This is a genomic window from Massilia sp. CCM 8734 (genome assembly GCF_011682155.1).
GTDB lineage: Bacteria > Pseudomonadota > Gammaproteobacteria > Burkholderiales > Burkholderiaceae_D > Telluria_A > Telluria_A rubra.
The window spans coordinates 197,676-210,935 of sequence record NZ_WHJI01000001.1; the positions used below are offsets into that span (position 1 = coordinate 197,676).

The following is a 13,260-nucleotide window of genomic DNA, read 5'->3' on the forward strand; positions in this document are numbered from 1 at the left end:
GTGCAAGGCGTGCGGAAAGGCGGGCGCAATTTTAACGCCATACTAACATTGCAGGTTTAGCACGCCTATTTGGGCACGGGATGGCACCCGGCCGCGGGCAACGCCGGCGTAGCTTGCGGGGCCGCGCGGCTGCCGGCGTCGACATGCGGACGGCAGTCGACCGGCACATCGATCAGGAAGGTGGTGCCGGTGGCCGCCGAGCTGTCCACGGACACGCTGCCGCCATGGCTTTCGGCGGCCTGCTTGACGAACGGCAGGCCGATGCCCCAGCCCTGCGCCTGCACTTGCCGCTCGCGCCGCAGATAATCGAAAATGCGGCCGCGCTGTTCCTCGTCGAGCGGATTGCCGGTGTTGTGCACCGTGAGCACGATATTGCCGTGCGCTTCGGTCAGTGCGATGCGGATCGTGCCGCCATCGCCGTATTTGATCGCGTTCGCCACCAGGTTTTCCAGCGCCCGGCGCAGCGTTTCGCGGCACCACCAGCCGGTGACGCGCGGCGCGGCCACTTCCAGCGCGGAAGGGTAGCGGTCGGCGAACTCGCGCCGCACCTGCTCGATCAGTTCGCGCATGTCGAACCGGCTCAGGCGCAGCGGAAGGCGCGCGCCGTTGGGCGCCGTGAGAGCGTCGAGCACTTCGTCGACCATGCTGTCGAGGCGCAGCCCGTTGGCGGCGATTTTTTGGCCGAGGCGCCTGGCCTGCGCCAGGTCACCGGCGAGCTCGATCAACTGCGCGCCGTTGGCGATCACCGCCAGCGGGGTGCGCATGTCGTGCGACAGCGCGGCCGCCACTTTGTGGCGCAGCTCTTCATGGATCGCGGTGAACGCGCGCACCGCTTCGCGGATGGCGGCGTAGATGGAGCGTTCGATGATGATCCATTCGGCGCCGCTGATGGCCACGCCCTGCGCGGCGCTGACATCGCGCAGCGCCTCCTGGAACAGCTGGTATTCATGGATCAGTTGTTCGGCGCCATAGTCGGTCATGCGGGCGCGCTCGCCGCCGTGCGCGGTCGCCGCGCTGGTGTGGCTGGTGGCGTCGTCGCGCGGGTAGCCGGGCGTGAGCGCCTGCACCAGGTTGGCGTAGAAAGAGGGAAGGGTGTTGATCAGGATGGGCGTGAGCAGCGCCCGGGCGCCGCGTATATTGCGGCGCACCAGCATGGCCCAATGGTCCAGCACGAGTTCGCGGATACCTTCGAGCGCCACCGCCACCCCGGACAAGGGCCGGGCGCCGCTGTTCTGATCGGTCGCCAGTGTCATCTCATCGCTCTCAGTGTGCCTGCATCGCCATCGTCGGCCGGGTGCGCTTCTCGCGCGGTTCCCGGCATCACGGATTTTTCAGGTTTACAAGCGTACTGTATTTTCAGGATTTCGGTGTGCCACTTGAATCGCTATTTCTCGATCAGCAACTGCCCTTGGCCTGCATGTGCGGAAAGGTGGCCTCGTCTGTGTTGTCGGTGTCGGCCAACTCACCCGGGTCTGGTTCGACCCGAATCGAGACCATTTTGCCGGCATTGACTTCGAACAGGATGCGATCGTGCCCGCGCTGCTGCATGATGATGAAGGTGCCCTCGGGCGGGACAAGGTGTGGGCGTGCGGGCATGGTAGTTCCTTTCGGGTTGTCGGATAGCTCGATCCGGACTTGCGCCATCGTTGGCTTTGCCTACATAGCGCATGGCGCCGCCATTCGGTTGACACGCCGGCGCCGCAGCTTGATGCGCCATGCGCGCAGCGCCGCTCGTCAAGCTGAAACTTTTCGTAACAAAGTTAGTGGAGAAGGCTTTCATTTTTGCTTAGCAAGGCCAGTCGATTCCCGTATGATCCGCTGATAATATTAATTGAAAGTTAAAGATGCGTGTTCCACAAGTGATTGCCGTGCGCGCCGCCGCCGGCCTGTGCCTGTTGCTGCTGGTGAGCGGATGCGCCACCCGGTCCATTTCCGATTCCGGGTATCCGGGCGACTCCGGCCGCTACGGCCGCAGTCATGGCATGGCTTACCAGGGCGAGCTGACCGAATTTAATGTGCTCGGCATCGACACCAGCGTTCCGGTGACGGACGAGGCGATTCGCGCCGCGCTCGATTCGCGCCAGAAAATGACGGTCGCCAGAAACAGTTCGGTGATGCTGGTGCAATCGGGCGCGATGATTCCCGATGAATCGATGGTCAAGGCTTTTTCGCAGTACTACCAGCCGATCGCCTTCAGCGGCCGGCCCGAAGCGAGCCAGGGTAAAACGAATTACGCCGGCCACCTGCGCCTGGCCGCCGCCCGCAGCGGCACCGAAAAAATCATGGTGTATTGGGGCATCCTGGAATCGGGCCGCGAAAACCTCTCGACCAAGGTGGTGTCGTGGGTGCCGATCCTGGGTGCGCTGGTTCCGGATGAAAACCAGCGCATGCGCATTCGCCTGAAAGTGGCGCTGGTCGATGTCAAAACCGGGCAGTGGGAGATGTTCTCGCCGGAGCCGTTCGAAGATGTCGACTTCAGCTCGCGCGGCTCGCGCGCGGCCACCGACCAGGCACAGGTCGCACTGCTCAAGGATAAAGCCTATCGCGCGGCGGTGATGCAGTTGTTCTATAAGTTTTCGACCTGATTTTCCGGCCATGGCGCGACCTGGGGAAAACGCTTAATCGCTAGCGATCGTGTCGTTTTCCTGCTTCGGCGGCTGCGCCAGCACCCACATGAAATACAGCGCCTTGGCCGCCTTGGCCGCCTTGGCCGCCTTGGCGCGCGTGACGAGCGTCTCCGGCGCCAGGGTGCGGCCGTTGACCATGCGCCCGCGCGCAATGCCTTCTTCCGACCGGATCAGGCCCAGGTCATACGCATCCTGCAGCTTGTCGGCGTACATGGCAGGGGCCGCGCCGCTGTCGTTCAACTGCTCCCAGCGGGGATGCCCATCAGGCGGCGTAGCGCCGCGATGAATTCATGCGTTCGCATCACAGCAGCGGGATTGAAATTGCCTTCCGCATCCTTGCGCAAGGCGCCCAGTTGCAGCAGCTTTTCGATCTGGTTGCGGTAGTACGCACCGTCGCCGCGCACGATGTCGTTGGCGATCCCGGGTTGCAGAGGCACCCAGTTCGCGCTGGCGATAGCCTGGCGCACGGCGGGTGTCAACTTGTCGGCGATGCCGGCGGCGACCGGGTCGCCCGCTTTGCCGAGCCGCGCCAGTTCGGTGGCGACCATGCGCGCGTATTGTCCGGACAGCGCTTCCTTGAAGTGCGTGCCATCGATCTTGTTGGCCGGGTGGCCGGGTGGCCGTTGGCGAAGGTGCCATCGTTGGTTTTGCCCGGGGTCTCGCCGGCCTCGATCGACATCACCATCACCATCGCCGTCATCGCTTAGACGCCGCTCTGGTTGTAGTACGCCAGGCTGGGGGTATTGAGGTCGACCAGGGTCACGCCGTGTTCGGCGGCGACCTTTTTCAGCAGGTCCGGAAAGCGCCGCTTGTTGAACGAACTGACGTACGCCTCGCCCGGCTTCATCTGCCCGTTCACGCGATGCGATTCGCAGGTGCAGCGCCCGCCACGGGGTACCTAGTTCTCCAGGGTCAGGCGGACGAATTTTTCCAGCAGGCTCATTTTGGAGTTTCCACCAGAGACTAAAATACCGTTGGTCATAGTGTGGAGATAGAAGTGCAGTAGCGGTTCGTCGAGCAATCCATCAGCGATTACTTCGCCATTATTGGTATACACCATTACATCGCGCATGCCCGACAAGGATGTGCCAGTCCCATCAATGCCGTCGGCCGGGGGAATGAATACGCGTACCCATCGGCCTCTGTCTTGCAATGGGATAAGTTGGCCGAGGCTTTCCGTGCGCGCCTTCGTGCCCTGGTCGCGCATGGAAATGTAATACGGTAGCAGATTGTAGAACTTGCTTTTTGAATAAAATTCGACATCCCTGAGACCGTTACGCTCATTCTCTTGATATGCAAGCGCTGCCTCAATGCCCGCGTAGCGCTGATTGAGGAGAAGCTTGGGGACAAAACTGCCGTGCCAGGTTCGCAAACGCTTGCCGCTTGTCGCGTCGATCATCCAGAATTGCCGGTCTCGTACTTCTTGATCTTGATCGACCAGAAAAGGAAACTGTTCCACGAACCCGAGGTTAGCAAGGCGCTCCTCCGACCATGGAGTACGGCGCGTGCTGCGTACCCGGACGCCAGCGCTGTCGATATCGACCTCGATACTTGCAATCAGTGTTTTTCTGCTGTTGCGCCCACTGTTGAGAGAACGCGTGCCGAGCAGGGTCAGTCGATGGACGGTCTCGGATGGTACGGGGTGCGAAACGGGGAACGGCTTGACACCGGCAACAATCTCCTTGAGTGACAATTCAACCAGGCACCGCTTCACCTCCTCCCTTAAGGTTGCCGAAACATTCGTGTTGGCGCCGAGCCCGGACAATTCTGCAGGGGACCGATCGAGCCCCTGCGTGCAGAATCCAAACACGGCGCGATTCATTAAAAACGCGAATTTCATGCTGGTGTAAGGATCGGTGCTCGCGCTTTGGGTCTCCAGGTGTCAAGATCCGCTCGTTCCTGACCCTGTTGGGTTTTTATTACTATAGCAAACTTGGAAGAAATCCATGGACGGTTAGGCAAGGTGGAAACAGAGTCGGGCCAGCACCTTCCCGATGAGAGTTTCATTCTGCGGCTACAAGCACCCCGCGATCACCGCTTCCGCTCGCCTTCGTACTTGAAATGCACCAGATGGTCGCGCGCCAGGGTGAGCACCTTCTCGCTGTCGCTGGCATCGGGTGCGAGGGTGCTTCGGTGGAGGCCTGGGTCATTGAACTCTTAATGCCGGTGCGCGGCGACGGCGAATTGCGCGTGGATGCCGGCGAGCGGCAATAAAAAACCGCCCGAAGGCGGCCAGTGGTGGAGCGCGTGCGGTCAGTCGATGGTCGCGGCGGTGATGAACAGGGTGTCGATGTCGGCGGCGGTCAGGCCCAGCACCTGCTGGATGCCTTCCCGTCGTCGCCACGCCGGCCACATCCGCCTTGGGCTGTGAAGCCGATAGCCCAAGGCGTTGCATCGTTGCTTTAGAAGCTGATTGTCTCGCCGGTATTTCCTTTGATCATGCGAACTTCTTCAACGGCGACCGAGCCCGCCCCGATAAAGGCGTTGGCGCTGCCGAGCGAGCCGTTGGTGCCGGTCGCGGAAGCGGTGGCTGACGACCTGGCCAGCACCTCGATGGTATTGACGCCGCTGTCCATGCCCGGCGCCACAAAATTGAATGCGTTGGCGTTCAGGGTTTTCAGGATCAGCTGCAGTTCTTCGGGGTCGGCGCAGGTTACCACGCCGTAGGCATCGGCTTTGCAGTTCAGGCCGGAGAATCTGGCCTTGAGGGTTTGGGAACGGTCGCAAAACACGATCCCGTCGCCCACCGTGTTCATGGCGTCGCGCCCGGTCGAGGGCTGGGCGTAGCTCACCACGCCGGTCGGGCTGGTGATTTTGACTTTCACGCGGATGGTGGCGCGCGCTTCGGCCGTATCGAGCGACCCGTTGGTGCTTTTGACGGTGGTATCGGTCACGATGCCGCATTGCAGGGATGCATTGATGAACAGGTCTTTCTGGTTCGCGGTCTTGAGCTGCTGCTTCAGGATACTGGTCCAGCCATCGCTGCCACTGCCGGCGCAGCCTGCGGCGTCGGTGCTATTGCACGGCGGTAAAACGGTGAGCGACGTGTACGCAAACGTCGCCTTTGCCGACGGCGTCGACTGTGCCGAGGCACTCGCGCCGGTCAGTCCGGCCAGCAGGCCGACACAGATTGCTGCGGTTTTCAAATGAATACGGAACGTGCTTTGCTTATTCATCATCACTCCAGGTCTCAAATTGAAACGTCAACGTTGAATGCATCGGGAGATGGCTTTCAACGACCCTGCCCGTCCGCCAATTTCTGTCGGCTGAGCAGTCTGGAAACTGTATTTGCATTGCAGTGGTTGAACTTTGACTTTGTACAAAATTTATCGAAGAGACAATATTGTTTCCGGGAGGATCGGTCCGCGTCCGGCGGGCTTGATATACTGCCCGCATTTTCACGCACAAGGTTATCCGATGGCCCACCCGCTGGAACTGCGCGCGTACGCGCTGCAGTGCTTACTCGAACCCGATCCGGCCACCAAGACGGCGGCGATTGCCGTGCTGGCGCAAGCGCACCTGAACGGCGACTGGCGCGTGGATAATGGCGCCGTGTTCGACGTGGCCCGTCCGATACCGGGCCGGCCCGAGCGCCCGCAACTGGTGCCTCCGCGCCTGGTGGGGCGGCGCTCGATGGTGACGGTGGAAGGGCGCGCGATGCTGGTCCATTCGCTGGCCCACATCGAATTTAACGCCATGAACCTGGCGCTCGATGCGTTGTGGCGTTTTGCCGGCCTGCCGGACGGGTACTACACCGACTGGCTGCGCGTGGCCAACGAAGAGGCGTATCATTTTTCGATGCTGGCCGCGCACCTCGAGGTGCTCGGCTACCGCTACGGCGACTTCCCGGCGCACGACAGCCTGTGGGAAATGGTGGAGAAAACCAAGGGCGATGTGGTGGCGCGCATGGCGCTGGTGCCGCGCACGCTCGAAGCGCGCGGGCTCGATGCGATTCCGCCGCTGCGCGCAAAAATCGCGCAGGCGGGCGACATGGCGGCGGCGGCCATCCTCGATATCATCCTGCGCGACGAGGTCGGGCATGTGGAGATCGGCAACCGCTGGTATCGCTATCTGTGCGAGCAGCGCGGGCTCGATCCGCAGGCGGCGTACGCCGAGCTGGCGCTGCGCTACGAGGCGCCCGTGCTCAAGGGGCCGTTCAATCTCGAGGCGCGCCGGCGGGCGGGGTTCACCGAGGCCGAGTTGATCGATTTCTCGTAAATCACATACGGCGGATCTTCCTGGGGCGTGCCACCAGTGCTCACGGAGCTCGGCGCGCCGGACGACTTCATTCGACCGGTAAGCGCAGCCTGAAAGTACTACCTTCGGCGCCGCTGTCCACCTCCGCGCTGCCGCCGTGCAGCTGCATGATCGAGCGCACGATCGCCAGCCCGAGCCCGCCGGTGTCGCCATGCCCGCTGCGGGCGGCGTCGGCGCGGTAAAAGCGCTCGAACAGGTGCGGCAGATGCGCGGCGCCGATCTGCGGGCCGACGTTATGCACGCTGAGCTCCAGCATGCCGTCGACGCTTGCTGTGGCGATGCCGACCGTGCTGCCCGGCGTGCCATAACGCAGCGCATTGGCCAGCAGGTTGGCCAGCGCGCGCCGCAACAGGGCCGGGTCGGCCCGCACGCTGCCTTGCACGCGGCTCTCGAACGTCATCTGGCGCTCCTCGGCCATGCCCTCGAAATAGTCGCACAGCTGCGCCACCAGCGGCGCCAGTTCCACCTCGCTGCGCTGCACCGCCGCGTCCGGCTGCTCGTTGCGGGCCAGGAACAGCATGCTGTCGATCATGCGTGAGAGCCGTTCGTATTCTTCCTGGTTCGAGGCCAGCAGTTCCTCATAGTCATCCGTGCTGCGCACCCGCGACAGGGTCTGCTGGGTGTGGCCCATCAGGTTGTTGAGCGGGGTGCGCAGTTCGTGCGCCAGGTCTTCCGAAAAACGCGACAGTTGCGCAAAGCCGTGTTCCAGCCGCGCCAGCATGGTGTCGAGCGCGGCGGAGAGTTCGGCCAGTTCGCTGACGTCGCCTTGCCCGGCCAGGCGCAGGTGCAGGTGCGCGCTGTCGATGGCGGCCGCGCGCGCCGCCAGCCGGCGCACCGGCGCCAGTCCGTGCCGGCTCACCTGCCAGCCCAGCGCGAACATGAGCAGGCCGCTGGCGGCCAGCGCGATCAGGAGCTTGGCGCGGTACGAGGCCAGCATCTGCTCGCGCTCGGCCAGCAGCTTGCCGGCCACCAGGGTCAGGCCGGCGCCCCGGTGTTCCAGGCGGCGCCAGGCCAGGCGCGCGGGCGCGGCCCCTTGCATGTCGCCGAACTGGGTGTCGGCACGGCCCGGCAGGCGCGGCACCGGCAGCCGCGCCGGATTGACGGAAATGCGCGCGCTACCCTGGTCGTCGATGATCCACAGCATGCTGTCGCGGTTGCCGAGCATGTTGCCGTAGAGCTGGGGCCGGCGTTGCAGGGCGTCGATGCTGGCGCTGTCGTCGATCAGCGCAACCATGCGTTCGACCCGGCCGGCCAGCGCCTGGTCGTCGCGCCAGGCCAGTTCGCGCGCCAGCGACTGGTACAGGTACAAGCCCATGGCGCCGCTCAGCACGGCGCCGGCCAGCGCGAATTGCAGCGCCAGGCGCAAGCTCAGCGAGCGCGGGGCGCGCATCAGGGCGGCGCTTCCAGCCGGTAGCCGGTGCCGCGCAACGTGTGGATCAGCTTGACGGGAAAGGGGTCGTCGACCTTGGCGCGCAGGCGCCGGATGGCGACGTCGACGACGTTGGTGTCGCTGTCGAAATTCATCTGCCACACCTGGGAGGCGATGAAGCTGCGCGAGAGCGCTTCGCCTTCGCGGCTGAGCAGCAGGTGCAGCAGCGCGAACTCCTTGTTGGTGAGCACGATGCGCTCGCCATTGCGGGTGACCTTGCGGCGCAACAGGTCCAGGTGCAGGTCGGCCACTTGCAGGGTGTCGCGTTCGCGCGGCGGACCGCGCCGCAGCAGGGTGCGCACGCGCGCCAGCAGTTCGGCGTAGGAAAAGGGCTTGACCAGGTAATCGTCGGCGCCCAGTTCGAGTCCCTTGACGCGCTCTTCGACGGCGTCGCGCGCGGTCAGGAACAGCACCGGCGTGGCGCCGCGCCGGCGCACGATGTCCAGGAGCTGCCAGCCGTCCAGGCCGGGCAGCATGACATCGAGGATGATCAGGTCGAACGTTTCTTCCTCGATCAGGTGGCGGCCGTCATGGCCGTCGCACGCGACCGATACCATGTAGCCGGATTCGCCCAGGCCCTTGCGCAGGTAGTCCGCCGTCTTGCTTTCGTCTTCCACCAACAATATGCGCATGCCTGCTCCCGGTATGCGTCCGATTATGCCCCAGCCGCGCTTGCGAGCCGATTACAAATTCGTCATCCGGGCGTCATCGTGGCGTCGGGCGGGCGGCGTTAGCATGGGCTCTTTGCTGCCAACTGCGAAGGATTTACATGGCTTTGCGTCTCGCTTCACTTTCATTTTCGCTGCTGCTCATGAGCGGCGGCGCGGCCGCTGCGCCAGTGCTGCGCCTGGACATCGCGCTGCCGCTGGCCGGCGACCTGGTCGACGCCACCCTGGCCGCCTGCCAGGCGCAGGGGCGCGGCGCGGCGGTGGCCGTAGTCGATCGCGGCGGCAACCTGGTGGCGCTCAAGCGCGCCGACGGTGTCGGTCCGCACAACACGCTGGCGGCCCAGCGCAAGGCGTACACGGCCTTGTCGGCCAAAACGCCGACCCGGGTGCTGGCCGAACGGACGCGCACCGAACCCGACACCGCCAACCTGACCACTTTGCCGGAATTGCTGTTGCTGGGCGGCGGCTTGCCGCTCATGTCCGGCAACGAGGTCATCGGCGGTATCGGCGTGGCCGGGTCCGGCGGCGCGGCGATGGACGAGGCCTGCGCCGCACGCGCCATCGCGACGCACGCAGCGAAGCTGTCCATTCAAACGAATCAAACCAATTAAGGGAGTATGACCATGAACATCACATCGCTTGCCGCCGCCCTGATCCTGTCAGGCGTCGCTCAACTGGCCGCCGCCGCCAATCCGCTCAGCGTGCATGTGCTCAATTTGCAGGATGGACTGCCCTCGGCCCAGGTCGAGGTGACCCTGGAAAAGCAGGCCGGCAAGCAGTGGGTCGCGCTGGGTGCGGGCAGCACCAATGCCGAGGGCCGCATTCCGGCGCTGTTTCCCGAGGGGGAACGCTTCGACAAGGGCATTTACCGGGTGACCTTCAAGACCGGCGCCTGGTTTGCCGCCAGGAAGATCGACAGCTTTTTCCCGGAAGTGCCGGTATTGTTCGTGGTCGATGGCAAGGCTGCGCATTACCACATCCCATTGCTGATCAGCCCGTTCGGCTTCTCGACCTATCGCGGCAACTGAGTCGCCGGATCAGCGCATCTTGAGGGCGTCGGTGAGGGACCATTTGAGCGGTGCCCCGGCGCTGTCGGTGATGGTGGTCAGTTCGCCGAAGATGCGTCCCTGCACGTTGTCCGGCAGGCGCACGAAGGCCGTGTTGCCGACCGCATCGTCGCCATGCACGAAACCCCAGGTAAAGAACTTGATCGCCGCGACCGTCTTGTCGGGCGTGTTGCTGACCTGCGGCACGATGGCGTAGGTGCTGGCGGTGATCGGCCAGCTGCCGGCGCCTGGCTTGTCGGTCAGCATTTCTTCATACGTCCCTTTGCTCGCCCAAGCGCTGTTGTTCATCGCCGACGAGAAACCGGCGCCGCTTGGCGAGACGAATTTGCCATCGCGGTTTTTCAGGCTGGCGAAGCTCAGCTTGTTCTTCGCGACATACTGGAAGTCCACGTAGGCAATCGCGCCTGGCGTTTGCTTGAGCGCGGCCACCGCGCCGGCGCTGCCTTTCACCGGCGTGGTCCCGGCGGCCCAGGTGATGCTGTAGCTGCTGCCGTAGCTGGCTTTCCACTGCGCGCTGCTTTTGCTCAGGTAGTCGGAGAAGTTGTAGGTGGTGCCGGACCCATCCTGGCGGGTCACGACCGTGATCGGCATGTCGGGCAGGGCCAGTCCCGGATTGAGGGCCTGCACTTTCGGGTCATTCCATTTCGTGATTTTCCGGCTGAAGATGTCGGCCAGCACGTCGCCCGTCAACTTGAGCTGTCCACTGCCCACGCCAGGCAGGTTAAAGACCGGAACGATGCCCGACACAGCGGTAGGGAAGCACAATAGCTTGCCGGCCTTGCGTTCGTCGGCGGACAGGGCGACATCGGTCGCGCCGAAGTCGACTTTGCGGTTCTTGACCTGCTGTATGCCTTCGGTGGAACTGCTCGATTGATAACTCAGGTTCACGTTCGACGACTTGCTGTAGGCGCTCGCCATCGAGGTGTACAGGATTTCGGCGGCCGATGAGCCGGCGCCGGTCAATGACGTTTGCGCATGCAGGGCAGGCGAGGATGCGACGATGACGGCAAAAATGATTCTTTTAGCATAAAACATAGCGGTATTTCCGTGTTCGATAGAGGGTTCTGGTGTGGCGGCCGCGTGGCTCGGCGCCATGGCGTTGATTGGGCCATGGCGGGCGGAGACGTGAGCGGGAGTGTCGTTGATCCCGGGCCGGGCCGGGCGCGGCAAGTACGCAGGCGCGCAAGACGGCGCAACAGCGCGGCAGGCCGGATCGCTGGCAGTGACGCTGGCTACGCGGCCAGCGACCTGTTGACAGATAACGTTGTACGATCGATGATTCTACACGGAAATACGTCAGCCACAAGCCGACGGCGCGGCTTTAGAGGAAAATCTCGGAATTGCGCGACGTTGACGACATTAGAGCGCAGGGCCGATTGCCGGGCAAAGTTTGTAAATACGCAAAGTTGTCATTGAAATCAAACTTATCCGGATTTTGATTGACTCAATGACATGTCGCCGCGCGCATCAGGCGAGCGCGGCGTCGCTTGCTTCGTCGTCGCCTTCACCTTCTTCCATGGCCTCGTCCGCCTTGTATTTGAGCTGGGCGGCGCTGCAGGCCGAGATGTCCAGGTCGTCGCGCACGCCCTTGTAGGTCGAGATATGCAGCTTGCCGTCCGGATGGGCGTACAGGTAGCGCACGTCGACCAGGGCGCCGACCGGCGGAATCTCGAAATTCGATGAAATGGTGACCTTGCCCATGTCGACCTTGGCGCCGCTGGCGTCGAACACCACCACGTGCACGCTGCGCTTGCCCTTGGCAAGCTGCTCGACGACAAAGGTGCTGGTTTCATAGAACACGTGCTTGAGCGCGTCGCCGCCCGAGGCTGGCCGGCCGTGGGCGTAGGTGGCGTCCTTCTTGCGGAACACCACGCCTTCGCCGCGTTGTTGCCGGATCCGTTCGAAGGCCTCGGTCTTGGCCGCCGTGCCCTGGTACAAGGGCGAGACCGACACGTTGGCGGTCGCGCCCAGCGCCGCGCCGAGCAGCGCATGGCGCTCCACGAAGCCGAGCTCGTGCAGCTTGCGCCCGCCCAGTTCGAGGATGTCGAAAATGGACAGGCGCGGACCGGGCAGCGCTTCGCCATCGAGGATGGTGCCGGCGGGCAGGCCCGACAAATCTTCGACCACGCCCAGCGGCAGCGGGACCGGAAAACCATTGCGCTTGCTGCCGACAAGTTCACCCGGCGCCTTGACCGACACCATGCGCCGGTGGCCGTCATCCTTTTCCTGCATGACCCAGGCGTCGTCTTGCAGCAGCTTGAGGGCGCGCTCTTCGGGAATGGGATTGAGCAACTGCGGCAGCACGCCGGTGAAGGCCGATTCGAGCTCGGTGCCCTGGTAGGGCACGCCGGCGTCATCGGGGCTGTAGCCGCCTTTGAGCTTGCTGCGGACCAGGGTGTCGTAGATCTCCTTCGCCTCGGCGTAGGGCAGGGGCGTGGCGGTCTTGGCCTGGTGGGTCAGCGCGCTGCCGCGCCGGCCGTTGCGCCCATACACCATCCAGCCGCCCTCGACCGGGTCGAGGTGGCAATGGTATTCCTTGTCGGTCGAGCCCTTGGTCTGGTACAGCGAGACTGAATGTTTTTCCATGCGATTACCCTGACAATAAAATGAGATGCATAACGAGAAGCGCCATGGCGCGCCGGCGCCAGCCATGCTGGCACGCACAGCCGCGCCGATGGTAAGATCGTGCCATGACAAATACACTTGCCACCACTCTTCAGCCGACCCTGGTCCATACCCTGCGCATGCCGATCCGCTGGGGCGACATGGATGCGATGGGCCACGTCAACAATACCGTGTACTTTCGCTATATCGAACAGGCCCGCATCTCCTGGTTCGACGAGATTGCCTGCACCCCCGATCCGGCGGGCGAGGGCCCGGTGATCGTCAACGCCCACTGTTCCTTCCTGAAACAGCTCAAGTACCCGGGCGAGATCGAGATCAGTACCTTCGTCGGGCCGCCCGGACGCTCCAGCTTCGAGATGTTCCACCAGATTCACATGGTCGGCGCCGATGGCAATCCGGGCGTCTTGCACGCCGAAGGCGGCGCCAAGATCGTGTGGGTCAATTTTCCAGCCGAAAAATCGGTGCCGTTGCCGGCGGAGATTTGCAAGCTGCTGCCGCCGCAAAAGCGCTTGCCGCCGAAGTAGCAGGTCGCCGGGCACCCGATATCGTATCAGCAATTTTTAGTTCCAGGAAAATTGGGTCGATGA

Annotated in this window: 19 protein-coding genes; 7 read left to right on the forward strand and 12 right to left on the reverse strand. The window is 63.5% G+C overall.

The features are described from left to right. Positions 1-65: 65 nt before the first annotated feature. Both F2P46_RS00850 and F2P46_RS00855 read right to left on the reverse strand, forming a co-directional pair. Positions 66-1,253 (reverse strand): sensor histidine kinase KdpD, encoded by a 1,188-nt coding sequence (locus tag F2P46_RS00850; RefSeq protein WP_166884359.1) that lies wholly within the window; start codon positions 1,251-1,253, stop codon positions 66-68. A gap of 142 nt (positions 1,254-1,395) precedes the next feature. Further along, positions 1,396-1,596, reverse strand: a complete 201-nt coding sequence (locus tag F2P46_RS00855) for a hypothetical protein (RefSeq protein WP_166884361.1) — start codon at positions 1,594-1,596, stop codon at positions 1,396-1,398. Between the two features lie 248 nt (positions 1,597-1,844). Here F2P46_RS00855 and F2P46_RS00860 point away from each other — a divergent pair, with 248 nt between their 5' ends. Beyond that, positions 1,845-2,585, forward strand: coding sequence for an aminopeptidase (locus F2P46_RS00860; RefSeq protein ID WP_166884363.1), 741 nt, complete (start codon positions 1,845-1,847; stop codon positions 2,583-2,585). Positions 2,586-2,618: 33 nt separating this feature from the next. Here F2P46_RS00860 and F2P46_RS00865 read toward each other — a convergent pair whose 3' ends face one another. Beyond that, the gene (locus F2P46_RS00865; protein WP_166884365.1) at positions 2,619-2,867 is read right to left on the reverse strand and encodes a hypothetical protein; all 249 of its coding nucleotides are present in this window, start codon (positions 2,865-2,867) and stop codon (positions 2,619-2,621) included. Continuing rightward, entirely contained in the window at positions 2,864-3,175 is a 312-nt protein-coding gene (locus F2P46_RS00870; RefSeq protein WP_166884367.1) for a hypothetical protein, read from the reverse strand. The genes F2P46_RS00865 and F2P46_RS00870 overlap by 4 nt, the downstream gene beginning before the upstream one ends. A 9-nt stretch (positions 3,176-3,184) precedes the next feature. Here F2P46_RS00870 and F2P46_RS00875 point away from each other — a divergent pair, with 9 nt between their 5' ends. Continuing rightward, on the forward strand, positions 3,185-3,334 hold the full coding sequence (locus tag F2P46_RS00875) for a hypothetical protein (protein ID WP_166884369.1): 150 nt from the start codon (positions 3,185-3,187) through the stop codon (positions 3,332-3,334). On the opposite strand, the gene F2P46_RS00880 is transcribed toward F2P46_RS00875, so the two are convergent. Both F2P46_RS00880 and F2P46_RS00885 read right to left on the reverse strand, forming a co-directional pair. Continuing rightward, on the reverse strand, positions 3,331-3,486 hold the full coding sequence (locus F2P46_RS00880; RefSeq protein ID WP_166884371.1) for a hypothetical protein: 156 nt from the start codon (positions 3,484-3,486) through the stop codon (positions 3,331-3,333). The two genes, F2P46_RS00875 and F2P46_RS00880, sit on opposite strands and share 4 nt — an antisense overlap. 39 nt (positions 3,487-3,525) lie before the next feature. Next, entirely contained in the window at positions 3,526-4,467 is a 942-nt protein-coding gene (locus F2P46_RS00885) for a hypothetical protein (protein ID WP_166884372.1), read from the reverse strand. Positions 4,468-4,688: 221 nt separating this feature from the next. Between F2P46_RS00885 and F2P46_RS00890 the strand changes: the two genes are divergently transcribed. After that, positions 4,689-4,841 carry a hypothetical protein gene (locus F2P46_RS00890; protein WP_166884374.1) on the forward strand — a complete coding sequence of 51 codons (153 nt, stop codon included), beginning with the start codon at positions 4,689-4,691 and terminating at the stop codon, positions 4,839-4,841. Positions 4,842-4,880: 39 nt separating this feature from the next. On the opposite strand, the gene F2P46_RS38165 is transcribed toward F2P46_RS00890, so the two are convergent. Together F2P46_RS38165 and F2P46_RS00895 are read right to left on the reverse strand one after the other, a co-directional pair. Next, positions 4,881-5,012, reverse strand: a complete 132-nt coding sequence (locus F2P46_RS38165; RefSeq protein ID WP_267875812.1) for a hypothetical protein — start codon at positions 5,010-5,012, stop codon at positions 4,881-4,883. A gap of 17 nt (positions 5,013-5,029) precedes the next feature. Then, positions 5,030-5,803 (reverse strand): hypothetical protein, encoded by a 774-nt coding sequence (locus F2P46_RS00895; protein WP_166884376.1) that lies wholly within the window; start codon positions 5,801-5,803, stop codon positions 5,030-5,032. 241 nt (positions 5,804-6,044) lie between these two features. Between F2P46_RS00895 and F2P46_RS00900 the strand changes: the two genes are divergently transcribed. Then, entirely contained in the window at positions 6,045-6,845 is an 801-nt protein-coding gene (locus F2P46_RS00900) for a ferritin-like domain-containing protein (protein ID WP_166884378.1), read from the forward strand. Between the two features lie 67 nt (positions 6,846-6,912). On the opposite strand, the gene F2P46_RS00905 is transcribed toward F2P46_RS00900, so the two are convergent. Continuing rightward, entirely contained in the window at positions 6,913-8,274 is a 1,362-nt protein-coding gene (locus F2P46_RS00905) for a heavy metal sensor histidine kinase (protein ID WP_208296469.1), read from the reverse strand. After that, positions 8,274-8,945, reverse strand: coding sequence for a heavy metal response regulator transcription factor (locus F2P46_RS00910; protein ID WP_166884380.1), 672 nt, complete (start codon positions 8,943-8,945; stop codon positions 8,274-8,276). Before F2P46_RS00910 ends, F2P46_RS00905 begins: the two co-directional genes overlap by 1 nt. A gap of 137 nt (positions 8,946-9,082) precedes the next feature. Here F2P46_RS00910 and F2P46_RS00915 point away from each other — a divergent pair, with 137 nt between their 5' ends. Then, a complete protein-coding gene (locus F2P46_RS00915; RefSeq protein ID WP_166884382.1) occupies positions 9,083-9,592 on the forward strand; it encodes a heme-binding protein in 510 nt (169 codons plus the stop codon). Positions 9,593-9,604: 12 nt separating this feature from the next. Next, entirely contained in the window at positions 9,605-10,009 is a 405-nt protein-coding gene (uraH, locus tag F2P46_RS00920) for a hydroxyisourate hydrolase (RefSeq protein ID WP_306667660.1), read from the forward strand. 9 nt (positions 10,010-10,018) lie between these two features. Here the strand turns inward: uraH and pstS are convergent, their stop codons facing one another. Both pstS and F2P46_RS00930 read right to left on the reverse strand, forming a co-directional pair. Continuing rightward, the gene (pstS, locus tag F2P46_RS00925) at positions 10,019-11,083 is read right to left on the reverse strand and encodes a phosphate ABC transporter substrate-binding protein PstS (RefSeq protein WP_166884386.1); all 1,065 of its coding nucleotides are present in this window, start codon (positions 11,081-11,083) and stop codon (positions 10,019-10,021) included. 432 nt (positions 11,084-11,515) lie between these two features. Beyond that, on the reverse strand, positions 11,516-12,634 hold the full coding sequence (locus F2P46_RS00930; protein WP_166884388.1) for a hypothetical protein: 1,119 nt from the start codon (positions 12,632-12,634) through the stop codon (positions 11,516-11,518). Between the two features lie 104 nt (positions 12,635-12,738). Here F2P46_RS00930 and F2P46_RS00935 point away from each other — a divergent pair, with 104 nt between their 5' ends. Beyond that, on the forward strand, positions 12,739-13,197 hold the full coding sequence (locus F2P46_RS00935; protein ID WP_166884389.1) for a thioesterase family protein: 459 nt from the start codon (positions 12,739-12,741) through the stop codon (positions 13,195-13,197). Positions 13,198-13,260 lie beyond the last annotated feature (63 nt).

What these genes read in the sequence shown, in the direction of transcription:
- F2P46_RS00850 (WP_166884359.1), bottom strand. Translation starts at nt 1,253, where the DNA reads ATGACACTGGCGACCGATCAGAACAGCGGCGCCCGGCCCTTGTCCGGG.
- F2P46_RS00855 (WP_166884361.1), bottom strand. Translation starts at nt 1,596, where the DNA reads ATGCCCGCACGCCCACACCTTGTCCCGCCCGAGGGCACCTTCATCATC.
- F2P46_RS00860 (WP_166884363.1), top strand. Translation starts at nt 1,845, where the DNA reads ATGCGTGTTCCACAAGTGATTGCCGTGCGCGCCGCCGCCGGCCTGTGC.
- F2P46_RS00870 (WP_166884367.1), bottom strand. Translation starts at nt 3,175, where the DNA reads ATGGTCGCCACCGAACTGGCGCGGCTCGGCAAAGCGGGCGACCCGGTC.
- F2P46_RS00885 (WP_166884372.1), bottom strand. Translation starts at nt 4,467, where the DNA reads ATGAAATTCGCGTTTTTAATGAATCGCGCCGTGTTTGGATTCTGCACG.
- F2P46_RS00890 (WP_166884374.1), top strand. Translation starts at nt 4,689, where the DNA reads ATGCACCAGATGGTCGCGCGCCAGGGTGAGCACCTTCTCGCTGTCGCT.
- F2P46_RS00895 (WP_166884376.1), bottom strand. Translation starts at nt 5,803, where the DNA reads ATGAATAAGCAAAGCACGTTCCGTATTCATTTGAAAACCGCAGCAATC.
- F2P46_RS00900 (WP_166884378.1), top strand. Translation starts at nt 6,045, where the DNA reads ATGGCCCACCCGCTGGAACTGCGCGCGTACGCGCTGCAGTGCTTACTC.
- F2P46_RS00905 (WP_208296469.1), bottom strand. Translation starts at nt 8,274, where the DNA reads ATGCGCGCCCCGCGCTCGCTGAGCTTGCGCCTGGCGCTGCAATTCGCG.
- F2P46_RS00910 (WP_166884380.1), bottom strand. Translation starts at nt 8,945, where the DNA reads ATGCGCATATTGTTGGTGGAAGACGAAAGCAAGACGGCGGACTACCTG.
- F2P46_RS00915 (WP_166884382.1), top strand. Translation starts at nt 9,083, where the DNA reads ATGGCTTTGCGTCTCGCTTCACTTTCATTTTCGCTGCTGCTCATGAGC.
- uraH (WP_306667660.1), top strand. Translation starts at nt 9,605, where the DNA reads ATGAACATCACATCGCTTGCCGCCGCCCTGATCCTGTCAGGCGTCGCT.
- pstS (WP_166884386.1), bottom strand. Translation starts at nt 11,083, where the DNA reads ATGTTTTATGCTAAAAGAATCATTTTTGCCGTCATCGTCGCATCCTCG.
- F2P46_RS00930 (WP_166884388.1), bottom strand. Translation starts at nt 12,634, where the DNA reads ATGGAAAAACATTCAGTCTCGCTGTACCAGACCAAGGGCTCGACCGAC.
- F2P46_RS00935 (WP_166884389.1), top strand. Translation starts at nt 12,739, where the DNA reads ATGACAAATACACTTGCCACCACTCTTCAGCCGACCCTGGTCCATACC.